The sequence below is a fragment of the Butyrivibrio sp. AE3004 genome (assembly GCF_000703165.1).
GTDB lineage: Bacteria > Bacillota > Clostridia > Lachnospirales > Lachnospiraceae > Butyrivibrio.
Genome location: NZ_JNLQ01000002.1, coordinates 2544568 through 2558013, shown reverse-complemented (window position 1 = coordinate 2558013; position 13446 = coordinate 2544568). Strand labels below are relative to the sequence as shown.

Here is a 13446-nt window from a genome sequence, read left to right as displayed (position 1 = left end):
CCTGCCTGTACTATTATTAGTGAGGATTATATGGTAATAAAGAAAGTAAACTTAGAAACAGTAATCGGCATAACAAGTAAACTCCCTCAGAACGATAAGCCTGAGTTTGCGTTTGCCGGAAAGAGTAATGTAGGAAAGTCTTCTCTGATCAACGGACTTATGAATCGTAAGCATTACGCCCGTGTGAGCCAGGAACCCGGAAAAACTCAGACCATAAATTATTACAACATAAACAATGAGTTTTACCTTGTGGATCTGCCTGGATACGGTTTCGCGAAAGTTCCTGATTCGGTTAAGAAACAGTGGGGCAAGATGATCGAGAATTATCTGAATAAGTCTGTGATGTTAAAACAGGTATTTCTTCTGATAGATATCCGTCACGAGCCTTCTGCAAATGACAAAATGATGTATGACTGGATAGTTGCATCAGGAGCTGAACCTATTATCATAGCCACAAAGTCGGATAAGATTAAAAACAGTCAGATAGAAAAACATCTGAATATGATAAAAGAAACCCTTGGAATGCCGGAGGATGGGATCCTGCTTCCTTTTTCTGCTCAGAGCAAGGCGGGAAGAGAAGAAATATACGAAGTGATGGATAAGCTTCTCGAGGAGTGCAGGCCACAGGAAGAAGAACAATAAACAGAATAATTTATGGACTCTTGAATTTAAAAACGTAAATGCGTTCATAAATCTGAGATTTATGGCAAAAGCGAAACGTAGACTATAATAATTGCTGATAGACTGGGGATGAGAAATATGGGATTTTTCGTAAAGCTAAAAAGGAATTTTTTCTTGGATGCAATAATTCTTATACTTGTTGGAGCGGTTCTTATTTTTCTTCCGGGAACTACGCTTAATATACTGACCAAAGCGATTGGAATCATGGTGCTTTCTGCAGGCGTGATTTCTGTTATAACCAGCATCGTGTCAAAAAATCAGAATGTTATAACAAGAAACAGCTCGTTGGGATTCGGGCTGGTGATAGCGGTTGTTGGTGCCTGGATTTTGCTTAATCCGACATTTTTTGAATCAATTATTCCTGTTATTGCAGGAGTTATCATGCTGTTTAGTGGCCTGATGAATCTTGGGGAGACATTAAGTCTTGGAAAAAGCAGCTATAAGAACTGGTGGGTAGCTCTTATACTTGCGTTTATAACAGTTGGCGTTGGCGCATATCTGCTGCTTAATCCTGTGGCATCAATGCAATACGTTGTGCAGATAATAGGAGCAGCTCTTGCTTATAACGGTGTTTCAAATCTGTGGATAGTATCAAGAATCCACAAGGTTGATAAGGAAGCCAGAAAAGAGATTGTAGACGGTGATGCCAGGGAAGTAGAGTGGGAAGACAGACCGGCAGCCGGTAAAGTAGATAAAAATGAAATAATTGATGTTGAAAGTAAAGATATCGACTAATAATGCATGAAGCCCCGGCTCTTTAGATGGAATAAAGAGTCGGGATTTTTGTTGCCGGCCCAAAATTATTAGCACTCTCTATTGACGAGTGCTAATAATCGTGTTATAACAGTTGTAGAACAGCATGTAATACGAATGACAATATATCAGTAAGAATAAGACTACTAACCGGCGAGTGAGGTGATAGTTATGAAGATAGATAGATTTACACAAAAATCAATTGAAGCTATCCAGAACATGGAGAAAGTCGCACTTGATTACGGCAATCAGGAGATTGAACAGGAACATCTGCTATACAGTCTGCTGACCATAGAGGATAGCATTGTTCCTAAGCTCATTGAGAAGATGGGAATAGACAATGATGTTTTCTTAAATAGAGTTGATGAAGCTCTGAAAAAGAGGACTAAGGTTCAGGGTGGAAAACCCTATGTGGGAGCCGACCTTAATAAGGTGCTTCTAAAGAGTGAGGATGAGATGAAGGCAATGGGCGACGAATATGTGTCTGTTGAGCATATTTTACTTGCTATGCTTCATTATCCAAATCGAGAGATCATAAATATTTTCCAGGCCTTTGGCATAGACAGGAACAGATTTTTGCAGGCCCTTTCAGAGGTCAGGGGAAATCAGAAGGTTACATCCGATAACCCCGAGGCAACCTACGACACACTGGAAAAATACGGAACAGAGCTTGTGGCAAAGGCAAAAGCACAAAAGCTTGAGCCTGTGATCGGAAGAGATGCGGAGATCAGAAACGTTATAAGGATTCTTTCGAGAAAGACAAAGAACAATCCTGTGCTTATCGGTGAACCCGGCGTTGGTAAAACTGCAGTTGTAGAAGCTTTGGCTCAGAGAATTGCTGAAGGGGATGTTCCGCAGGGACTTATTGATAAAAAGATTTTCTCACTCGATATGGGAGCTCTTGTTGCAGGAGCAAAGTACAGAGGCGAGTTTGAAGAAAGACTTAAAGCCGTGCTTCAGGATGTCAAGGAATCTGACGGCGAGATCATTCTTTTCATAGATGAGCTTCATACAATTGTGGGAGCAGGTAAAACTGACGGCGCACTTGATGCCGGAAATATGTTAAAACCCATGCTTGCTAGAGGTGAGCTTCATTGCATAGGTGCAACAACTCTTAATGAGTACAGACAATATATTGAGAAGGATGCGGCTCTTGAGAGACGTTTCCAGCCGGTAATGGTATCTGAGCCTACGGTTGAGGATACGATAAGCATCCTCAGAGGCTTGAAGGAACGCTACGAGGTTTATCACGGTGTCAAGATTATGGACTCGGCGCTGGTCAGTGCAGCGACCCTCAGTAACAGATATATTTCAGACAGATTCCTTCCCGACAAGGCAATTGACCTTGTGGATGAGGCATGTGCTCTTATTAAGACAGAAATGGATTCGATGCCTGCAGAACTTGATGAGCTTAACAGAAAAATTATGCAGATGCAGATTGAGGAAACAGCACTTAAGAAAGAAGATGACTCACTAAGCAGAGAAAGACTTGCAAATCTGCAAAAGGAACTTGCTGAGCTTAAATCTGATTTTGATAATCAGAAGGCACAGTGGACAAATGAGAAAGAGGCTGTGGACAGACTGGCAGTCATTCGTGAGCAGATAGAGGATGCCAATAATGAGCTTGCCATAGCACAGAGAAACGGTGATTTTGAAAAGGCGAGCGAACTGCAATACGGAAGAATTCCCGAGATGAAGAAACAGCTTGAGGAAGAGGAACAAAAGGTCGGATCAAAGGATTTGTCACTTGTCCATGAGAGAGTTTCCGATGAAGAGATTGCCAGAATCATATCAAGATGGACCGGAATACCTGTTGCCAAGCTTACAGAGAGCGAGAGAAATAAAACACTGCACCTTGAGGATGAACTTCATAAGAGAGTTATCGGACAGGATGAAGCGGTCACAAAGGTTTCTGAAGCTATCATGAGATCAAAAGCCGGAATCAAGGACCCCGGCAAACCTATCGGATCTTTTATGTTCCTCGGCCCTACAGGTGTCGGCAAAACAGAACTTGCGAAGAGCCTTGCGGCAGCACTTTTTGATGATGAGAATAATATCGTCAGAATCGATATGAGTGAATACATGGAGAAGTACAGTGTATCCAGACTTATCGGAGCACCGCCCGGATATGTAGGGTATGAAGAGGGTGGTCAGCTGACGGAGGCAGTCCGCAGAAAACCTTATGCGGTTGTTCTTTTTGATGAAGTGGAAAAAGCACATCCCGATGTTTTCAATGTTCTTCTTCAGATACTTGATGACGGCCGTGTAACGGATTCTCAGGGAAGAACTGTTGATTTTAAGAATACTATTCTCATAATGACTTCCAATATCGGAGCACCGTTCCTGCTTGACGGAATTCAGGCAGACGGAAGTATCAGCAAGGAAGCTGAGGATATGACAATGAATGAGCTTCATGCGCATTTCAGGCCCGAGTTCCTGAACAGACTTGACGAGATGATACTTTTTAAACCTCTTACAAGGGACAATATTGGCGGAATAGTTAAGCTGATAGTTGATGATCTGAACAGAAGACTTGCGGACAGAGAGATAAGTATTCGCCTTACACCCGCTGCTGAGCAGTTTGTTGCTGACAATGCTTATGATGCTAACTATGGTGCAAGACCTGTTAAGAGATTTGTCCAGAAGCATGTTGAGACACTTTCCGCAAAGCTTATTCTTGAAGATAAGGTCATGCCACATGATACAATAGAGATTGATGTGGATGGAGATAAGCTTACAGCACATGCTGTGAGGGGATAAAAATAAAGGAAAAGGAAATGCGAAAATGATACCAAAGAACCCTGTGATGCTTCTTAGTTATATAAATACACAGCTTAGAGATAATTACAAAAATCTCGATGAATTAAAGGATGGGCTGGATATTGGCAGTCAGGAATTTGATGAGATTGTAAAGAAACTTGAAGGCATAGGATATGCATATAATAAGGAGCAGAATAAGTTTATATAAAGCTTTATTTGTTGGTTTTGACTTCCTGAACTCAAAAATGAAAATGTGTTCAATCATCCTGCGTTCCTAAGGATGTGCTCCATAAAAGGAACTACTGTAGCTGCTTTAATGCTTCATTATAAGCCGATGTGATCGTAAGGTTACATCGGCTTTTTGTGCTCAATAGTGAGATTTTTTTCGAAAAAAGTATCTTTTTTGTGACTATTGCTAAGGAAATCCATATGTTGTAAAATATATTGTGTATAAGTACAAGTTGTAGTGGGGAGTTCTTTACGTGGTTCCATCAATTGATATTCATTGCCATATATTGCCGGGTGTAGATGACGGATCTCCGAATATTGAGACCAGCCTTAAGATGCTGCAGACAGCGCTGTCTGAGGGCACGAAGGGCATGATACTTACGCCGCATCATAAGCCGATGCATCACAATGTGAGTCATCAGCATCTGATTGACTACACGGCAGAGCTTATGGACAGGGCACATGAGAAGGGATTGAAGGTCCAGCTTTTTCCCGGAAATGAGATATACTACAGCGATTCAACTGTCAGGGAGCTTGAGAGCGGAAGGGCTTCAACACTGGCGGATTCAGGATATGTGCTTATTGAGTTTCATCCTACCGATATGTATAAGACCATACATAATGCCTTATATACTGTGCAGTCTGCGGGATACACACCAATCCTTGCGCATGTTGAGCGTTATGCAGATATGGCTAAGCATGTGAAGTACGTGGATGAGCTTTTGGATATGGGCATTTACATACAGGTGAATGCGAACAGTGTCATGGGAAAATACGGCCTTGGAATAAGGCATTTTACCAGAGAATTACTTAAGCGCCACATGGTGCACTTTGTAGCAACCGATGCGCATGATAACGGATCCCGGGCACCGCATCTTCTCGATTGCCGAGATTTTGTGGAGGGGAAGTTCGGAGAGGAATATGCGCTTGAGATTTTCCACGACAATGCTATGAAGGTTTTGCGGAATGAAATTATCCGCTGACATTATTCTTTACTGATCAAAAATGAACGTGCCGCGATTCATGAACGACTAAAAAAGCGGCGATTGAGGGGCGTATGGGAAAAGATGATGTTATTGAAATTAATCTCGGCGAATTATTCGCAGTTTTATTGGGGAGAGCATGGCTTATTTTAAGCTCGGGAGTGTTCTTTGCTCTTCTGTGTCTTTTTATCAGTAAATTTGTACTGACTCCTTTATATTCCTCAACTACCAAGATTTATATATTGAATAAAGAAGAGGGTGCGACTGTAACATATTCTGACGTGCAGATATCAACTCAGCTGACGCAGGATTACGCTCAGCTTATTAAGAGCCGCTATGTGCTGGAAGAGGTTATTCAGATACTAAGGCTCGACGTTGATTACGATGAATTTAATGAGCACGTTTCAATCAGCACCCCTGATGATACACGTATCGTTGCGATTACGGTCAGAGACTCCGATCCCATGATGGCGATGAAGGAGGCAAACTGCGTCCGCGAAGTTGCATCAAAGCACATTCAGAATGTTATGGATATTGATGCGATAAACGTGGCAGAGCTTGCAAATATGCCGACAGAAAAATACAGTCCCAGCGCAAAGAGATGGACAATGATCGGCGGAGTTGCAGCAGTTGTCGTTGTATCTGCAGTCATCATTCTTAACTATCTGATGGATGATACCATAAAGTCCAGTGATGATGTTGAGGCATATCTTGGACTCAGTACTCTTGCAATGATACCTTCAATAACGGACGAACAGACCAAAAATAAAAAGAAGAGAAATAAATCCAAGTAAAAACAATAAAAAGCAGGCGGATGAGGGGTAACAGCCTATGCAACAGACCACACTTCATTTTAGTGAATCGGAAAATAATTATCAGATAAAAGAGGCATATAAAACGCTTCGAAGTAACGTCGAGTTCAGCGGACAGGATGTCAGAGCAATATCCATCACAAGCTGCACCCCGGGCGAAGGAAAATCAAGCGTTTCCATGGCACTTGCGCGTGCCTTTGCGGAGGCGGGGAAAAAGACTGTGCTTGTGGATGCGGATATGAGAAAGTCGGTAATGGTCGGAAGATATAAGACCGGCTCTGTAAGGCTTGGACTTACCCATTGTCTTGTAGGACGTGAGAAGCTGTCCAACGTAATCTGCGAGACCGATACGCCCAACCTTTATGTTATTTTTTCGGGGCCTATCCCGCCAAACCCAAGTGAACTTTTGGGCGGACAGATTTTCAGTAAGATACTGGACAACATGAAAAATGTTTTTGACTATATCATAATCGATACGCCGCCTCTCGGAAGCGTTATCGATGCTGCGGTTATAGCCAAGCAGTGCGACGGAACCGTAATGGTAATTGAAGACAATGCCATAAGTTACAGATTTGCGCAGAGGGTTAAAAACCAGCTTGATAAGGCCGGAGCCAAGATTATAGGTGCCGTGCTGAACAAGGTTGATATGACCGGCGGAGTATACGGACACTATGGCAAATATTATGGGAAATATTACGGAAAGTATTACGGAAGATATTACGGGAAAGATGATGGTGGCGGAGAAGGCAGCATGACGGGTGGAAATCCCAAGAGGGCTGCGCAGGCTCAAAAAGGAAATGATAAACCTGCATCAAGACCTGCAAGTACAAGAGGTGATCTTGATGAACTAGATTATATAGACGGAGTTGTAAGAAAGGACTGAGGAGTTCTAAGTGAAAAGTAATATTTTAGCTTTCTTTTTCACAATCGGAAGTATAGTGATGGCTGTTTTCATTGTCTGGTTTTATAACATGTCTGACAAGACAGAACCGGAGATGAGATTTGCTGCCCTTGATATGGTATATGATGCAAATACCAAGGAAGAGGATCTGTTAAACGGCGTTATGGCTTATGATGCGGTTGACGGAGATATTACAGACCGTATTGTTGTGGAAAAGACCATACTCAATAAAGAACAGAATACAGCCGTTGTTTATTATGCAGTCAGCGACCATTCCGGTAATGTTACCAAGCAGTCAAGAGTTTTTAATGCTGATGTAAACAGTCTTGATGGCATTCAGAACGGTATTACTGCAAGCACAGACAGCCTTGATTCATATCCTGAAAATACTGTTACCGATGGCTTTGAACAGCAGGGATTTAATACAGAGGGCTTTACGCAGAACAGCATATTCTCAGATGGTGAGAGCGAAGAAAGTACAGATAACGCCGAGGGCGGCGACTCCGGAGAAGCCGGAAATACACAGGAGAGCGCACAGACAGGAAATTAAAGTATGAAGAATCGCGTAAATAAAATCCTGCTAATATGGTGCATAATTGTCACAGTTATTCTAATCGGCCTTGGAGCCTTCGAGGTTACAAGGGTGGTTGGTAAGTCCGGCCTTTTTGCGAAAAATGCCGTAAGTGCGCCTGTGGCAACAAGTACAGAAGTGCTTACGCAGGAAGAAACCGCGATGCAGTGGCAGGATGACTGGATTAAACATAACGGAAAGATATACGATTACAACGAGGATATAATGACATTTCTCGTCATGGGAATAGATAAGCTTGATGAAGAGGTCACACCTGTTTATGGTGAGATTAACGGCGGGCAGGCGGATGCGCTTTTTCTAGTTGTTTTCAATCCTCATGATAAGACAACGAAGGTCATTGCCATTAACAGAAATACAATGACTGATGTTGAACTGTACGATAAATACGGCAACTTTATAAACACAATAACTGCGCAGATTGCGGTTCAGCACGGCTTTGGAGATGGCATGGAGGAATCCTGCGAGTTGCAAAAGAGGGCTGTCAGCAATCTTTTTTATCAGCTTCCCATACATGGGTATGCGGCTATAAACATGAGTGCTATTACAACAATAAATGATGCGGTTGGCGGCGTTGACGTTACTCCGACTGCTGATTTTAAGAGTGGCGAATATGAATTCCATGTGGGAGAGACAACCCATCTTGAAGGAGATGCGGCATTTGCATATCTTCGAGGAAGAGATATGACACAGATAGGTTCTGCGGATAAGAGACTTGCCAGACAGAAGCAGTACCTCGAATCATTTATTTCGCAGGTAATTGAAAGGACAGAATCGGAACCTACACTTGCGGTAGATATTTATAAGGCAATCAGTAAGCAGATGGTAACAGATGTATCTGTGGATCAGTTATCTTACATAGCATCGACGGTTTCCGGATACGATTTCGGAAAAGACAGCCTGTATTTGCTTAAGGGTGAAACCAGACTTGGGGATGAGTTTGAGGAATTCTATCCTGACGAAGATGCAAAGTATGAGATGTTCCTTAATGTATTTTATGAAACAGTCGAGCAGTAAAGGAAGGGTGAAAATTTTTTTCTAAATACCCTAAAGGTTTTGAAATTATGTGCCGAAATAGAAAATGCAAAGCATCTAATATGCTTAAAAGAGGGGGAATAATTCTGATTGGTATGAGCATGGCGGCAGTTCTTGCGTCGTGCGCAAATCGGACGAGTGCTGAGGAAGATAAGAAAAAATCCTCAATGGAACTTATTGAGCAGAATCCTGATATTTTCGGATGGCTCATAGTTCCCGACACGAATATTGATTATCCAATCGCACAGAATATTGACGGTGACGATACATTTTATCAGACACATGATATCACCGGAACCAAGAGCAGCGATAAGGGTGGTATTTACATAGAGTCCTGCAACATGATGGATATGTGCGATTTTAATACGGTTATTCATGGCTCTACGAATAAAGACGGAGATATGTTTTCGGAGCTGTGGAATTTTTCGGACAGTGAATTTTTCAAAAATCATGAAGAATTCATGATCGCCATTCCGGGAAATACACTTACCTATGAAGTGTGGACAGCTTACGCAAGAGATAACAATGATGTCATGGAACAGTATGATTTTACTGAATCCACTGATTGTCAGCGATATCTCGATGATATGAAAAAAGACTGGAATTCAAAGACCAATATAAGGGACGGCTGGGAGAGTGGACTTACACCCGACAATTTCCTTGTAAGCCTGACTACGGTGGATCCTGATCACCCCGATAAACAGTGGGTGGTGGTTGGATGTCTTGTGGGAGACGAGGCAGGAACCATAAACCGTGAGGATATGGGCAGTTTTGAGGAATAATGAAAAGTCTCCGCAAGCCTGATGTTTTCGCTATTAATCGTTATTAAGTAAATAAAAAGCTAGTGTTTAAGCAGAGTTTATAATAATTTAATTAGTTTCTATGACGTATTTTTGATAAAATATAATCAAGGTTATTCTTATGAGAAAATGCGCTATGCGCAGAAAGGGGAACTGTTATGAAAAAAATATTTGCTTTGATGTTGGCGGGAGCAATATTTGTAGGTACTCCGGGGCTGGTTAATGCAGAAACTCAACTGATAAAATCACCTGACTCAAAGAGCTATGAGGAAGGCTATAACGAAGGTAAAAACGAAGGCTATAACCAGGGAAAGAGCGAAGGTTATAACGAAGGAAAATCCGAAGGTTATAACGAAGGTAAAAGCGAGGGTTATAACCAGGGAAAGAGCGAAGGCTATAATCAGGGAAAATCTGATGGAGCAAGTCAGGGAAAATCCGAAGGCTACAGCCAGGGAAAATTCGATGGCTATAATCAGGGCAGAAATGACGGTTATGCTCAGGGAAAAGATTACGGCGAAGTAAAGGGTAAGGTTGAAGTTTACGAGAGCACCGTAATACCTCAGATGAACCAGAGAGTAACAGATCTCCAGAATCAGGTTAACAGATTATACGATAAGATAATTGAGCTTTCACAGAAGGAGACAAAGGTTCAGATCACTGTTAAGACAAGTGGCGGAAGCAATAATAAGAAGCCTAAGGTAGTTGTTAAGACACTTGGTTCATCAAGCGGCAACAACTCACCGAGTGAGCCACCTTTCCTTCACACAGTGCTCAATGCTCCGGGACTTAACTGCACAACACCTGTAGGACAGGGCGGTAAGCTCGTCATCTGCGGAAAGCCAACAAGAGCTACTTTCACGATGAGAGAGACCACAAGTGGTAAGGTTTCATCAGCTCAGGTTCTTGCAGCAGGTATCGGCGGCAAGGTTAAGAACGTAGTTGAGACCTACGCACCCGGGGTTCGCTTTAGCAAGGCACAGGTAGACTTCAAGGTTTACGGATGCCAGAACGGCGACATTTACAAGGTTTACCAGATGGGCGGAAACGGAACATGGCAGGAAGTTCAGGTAGACGAAGTTCGTGAAGGACATGTTATCTGTACAGTTTATAAGACAGGAACTTTTGCATTTATTAAGATGAATTAAATGAGCTGCATCGGTCAGACCGATAAGCGACTTTAAGATAAGAGCCCGGACAGGGGGTCCGGTGATTCGCAAGGAAGAGCGAAGGCTCTGGTATAGGTTTTGTATTTTACTTACGAGGGGAAACAATTTGAAGAGCAAACGGGTAACGCATACTGCTAAGTTTTTCGTTATGCTCTGGAACATTGGATTATTTGCTTACATTTGGTGGGCATTCTATAATCGAAATGCTTTTCAGACGTACTATGTGCTTGGCGGTATAATCTCAGTAATTATATATGTGTTTATATATAATGGATTATGCAATCTCTATAATGCTTTTCGGATTGCGTCATCATCCATTTCGGAAATGGTTCTGTCACAGACAATATCATTTGGAATTGCTAATCTGATATTGTATGTTGAGTGTAATCTGATTCGAAACAGATACACAAGCTTTATTCCCGGAGCTATTGTAGCAGGCTTTCAGATTCTCGGAACCGCAATGATCATAATGTATGCGAAGCATTACTTTATGAATTGCGTAACTCCTCAGAAAACACTTCTTCTTTTGGGAAGCTGGGTTTCCAGAGATGAATCGGAACGCTTTGTAGAAAGAATTTTAAAAAAGTACAGTCATCTGTTTGATTTCAAGTATATTGAATATGAAACTATGAGCCCGGCAGCTTTTGATGAAAAATTAGCTGATTGTTGTACGGTAATCATGTATGGCTTATCTGTTGAACAGAGAAGAGTGTACATGCAGAAATGTATAGATGAACACAAAAACTTCTATTTTACGCCAAGAATAGAAGATATCATCCTGCAGGGATGCTCGACAAGACATCTGCTTGATACGCCTCTTATGAAATATGATTATGTATATGAGGATCATAAGAGACTTAATGCAAAGAGAATATTTGATGTTTGCTTCGGAATTCTCTTTACAATAGGATTTTCTCCGATAATGCTTTTGATTGCGATTGCGATAAAGCTTGAGGACGGAGGTCCGATAATCTTCAAACAGAAGAGATGTACAAAGGATGGAGAAGTATTCGAAATCTATAAGTTCAGAAGCATGATAGTTAATGCTGAGGCAAAAGGCTTGCAGCCAACCATCAATTTCGATCCCAGAATAACGAAGGTTGGAAATGTAATCCGTAAGTACAGACTTGATGAGCTTCCTCAGGTCTTTAACATTCTTGCGGGTGATATGAGTTTTGTAGGACCAAGACCTGAGAGAATAGAACATGTTGATATTTATTGTAAGGAGCTTCCTGAATTTAAATATCGTATGAAGGTTAAGGCGGGACTTACAGGCTATGCACAGATATTCGGAAAGTATAATTCTTCAGCTTTTGACAAATTGAGGCTTGATCTTCTCTATATTGAAAATCAATCACTTGGACTTGATATCAGACTTATAATGCTTACGGTCAAGGTAATGTTCCAGGGTGAGAGTACTGAGGGCTTCGAAAAAGAGATGGTAAGACTCATGAATAAGAGCGCTAAAAGAGCAAGAAGAGTCGGTTGATACTATAATAGAATAATTAGTGAAAGCAAGACCTCCTCTTAATTAAGGGGAGGTCTTTTTGCTATTATGGAAAAAATCTTGATCTGAAAATTGTATCCACTGATTTTGAATTTAGAAGGCTGAAATATCGGATTCTTAAGACTTTATTAATCCGCTTGCTTTATTATTCAAAAAATGATATTTTTGTTTTCATGTCATTTCTTGACATAGGTCTGCTGTTACTCAAACGGTAGATGATTTCCCCGGGAAATAAGATTTGTTTTAAAACAGAAAAACATGAAACAACAGGAGGATTTTTATTTTTGAATAACAAAACAATGATCAAAGGGCTTAGACGCCTGATGATATCTACAGCTCTTTCAGGAGCTTTATTTTTGTTGCTATCACTTACTACAACTACAATGGTGCATGCCGAAAACTGTACGCATGAGGAATATGCATGGGTCACGCTTGTTAATCCTACATGCAGTAAACCCGGTAAAAAAGCTAAAATATGCCAGCGTTGTGAAGCGGTCTTGGAAACAGAAAACATAGAAAAAACCGAACATCAGGGAAAGTGGGAGAAAACTAAAGAAGCCACATGTTCCGAAACAGGTGTTAAGTCATACGTCTGCAAGAATTGCAATACAACAATAAAAACAGAAGCAATACCTAAAAAGAATCATTCATTTGCCTGGACTACAACGAAGAATGCTACATGTAGGGAAAAGGGAACTAAAGTGCAGCAGTGTTCATACTGTGGCGCAATAGGAGAAACAAAATCCATACAGAAACAGAAGCATAAGTATAAATGGGAGAAAACAAAGAATGCCACTTGCTCAGGTGCCGGGATGTCTAAACAAAAATGTAAGGAATGCGGCTATGTAAATGCCACAAAAGCTGTAGCAGCCACAGGTAAACACAAATATGGAAAATGGTCCATTAGAAAAATTGCAGTTGATGGCAGAGCAATAAAAGTCACACAGATGCGCACGTGTAAAGACTGCAAAACTCATCAACAGATTGCGAGTGGTACAACAGCGGCATTTTCTCAAAAGCATGACAAATCAAAATATTACTACAAATACACTCAGAAAAGCGGAAGAATAGTGCTACTCTGTTCTGAATGCCACCAGTCGGTTACAGGAAAAATAACCGGTACGACAATTCAATTTACCAAGCCAAGGAAAGATAATTCAAAGTGTACATCTAAAACATGGAAGACAGTTTCTGATATTAATAACTGAAAATTCCGTGATAAATGTTAGCT

13 protein-coding genes are annotated in these 13446 nt (G+C 41.3%); all 13 read left to right on the top strand.

Annotated elements, in window-relative coordinates:
- Positions 1-30 precede the first annotated feature (30 nt).
- The 13 genes from yihA to BV60_RS0113985 all read left to right on the top strand — a co-directional run bounded on the left by yihA (position 31) and on the right by BV60_RS0113985 (position 13423).
- Positions 31-642 (top strand): ribosome biogenesis GTP-binding protein YihA/YsxC, encoded by a 612-nt coding sequence (gene yihA / locus BV60_RS0114045; RefSeq protein WP_035777274.1) that lies wholly within the window; start codon positions 31-33, stop codon positions 640-642.
- Positions 643-759: 117 nt separating this feature from the next.
- Positions 760-1416: an HdeD family acid-resistance protein gene (locus BV60_RS0114040; protein WP_029322738.1), complete on the top strand. Its 657-nt coding sequence runs from the start codon at positions 760-762 to the stop codon at positions 1414-1416.
- Between the two features lie 189 nt (positions 1417-1605).
- Positions 1606-4194 (top strand): ATP-dependent chaperone ClpB, encoded by a 2589-nt coding sequence (gene clpB, locus BV60_RS0114035; RefSeq protein WP_029322736.1) that lies wholly within the window; start codon positions 1606-1608, stop codon positions 4192-4194.
- Positions 4195-4219: 25 nt separating this feature from the next.
- The gene (locus tag BV60_RS0114030) at positions 4220-4402 is read left to right on the top strand and encodes a DUF4250 domain-containing protein (RefSeq protein ID WP_029322734.1); all 183 of its coding nucleotides are present in this window, start codon (positions 4220-4222) and stop codon (positions 4400-4402) included.
- A gap of 274 nt (positions 4403-4676) precedes the next feature.
- Positions 4677-5405, top strand: a complete 729-nt coding sequence (locus BV60_RS0114025; protein ID WP_029322732.1) for a CpsB/CapC family capsule biosynthesis tyrosine phosphatase — start codon at positions 4677-4679, stop codon at positions 5403-5405.
- Positions 5406-5479: 74 nt separating this feature from the next.
- Positions 5480-6199: a YveK family protein gene (locus BV60_RS0114020; RefSeq protein WP_029322731.1), complete on the top strand. Its 720-nt coding sequence runs from the start codon at positions 5480-5482 to the stop codon at positions 6197-6199.
- Between the two features lie 37 nt (positions 6200-6236).
- Complete coding sequence (locus tag BV60_RS0114015; protein WP_029322729.1) at positions 6237-7100, top strand: polysaccharide biosynthesis tyrosine autokinase; 864 nt, start codon at positions 6237-6239, stop codon at positions 7098-7100.
- Between the two features lie 10 nt (positions 7101-7110).
- Positions 7111-7668 (top strand): hypothetical protein, encoded by a 558-nt coding sequence (locus BV60_RS0114010; RefSeq protein ID WP_156036098.1) that lies wholly within the window; start codon positions 7111-7113, stop codon positions 7666-7668.
- 3 nt (positions 7669-7671) lie between these two features.
- A complete protein-coding gene (locus tag BV60_RS0114005; RefSeq protein WP_029322725.1) occupies positions 7672-8724 on the top strand; it encodes an LCP family protein in 1053 nt (350 codons plus the stop codon).
- Positions 8725-8804: 80 nt separating this feature from the next.
- Entirely contained in the window at positions 8805-9524 is a 720-nt protein-coding gene (locus BV60_RS22125) for a class B sortase (protein WP_197029569.1), read from the top strand.
- Between the two features lie 176 nt (positions 9525-9700).
- Positions 9701-10687, top strand: coding sequence for a hypothetical protein (locus BV60_RS0113995; protein WP_029322722.1), 987 nt, complete (start codon positions 9701-9703; stop codon positions 10685-10687).
- Positions 10688-10814: 127 nt separating this feature from the next.
- Complete coding sequence (locus BV60_RS0113990; protein WP_051656747.1) at positions 10815-12197, top strand: exopolysaccharide biosynthesis polyprenyl glycosylphosphotransferase; 1383 nt, start codon at positions 10815-10817, stop codon at positions 12195-12197.
- Positions 12198-12499: 302 nt separating this feature from the next.
- Positions 12500-13423, top strand: a complete 924-nt coding sequence (locus BV60_RS0113985; protein ID WP_029322718.1) for a hypothetical protein — start codon at positions 12500-12502, stop codon at positions 13421-13423.
- The last annotated feature ends 23 nt before the right edge of the window (positions 13424-13446 follow it).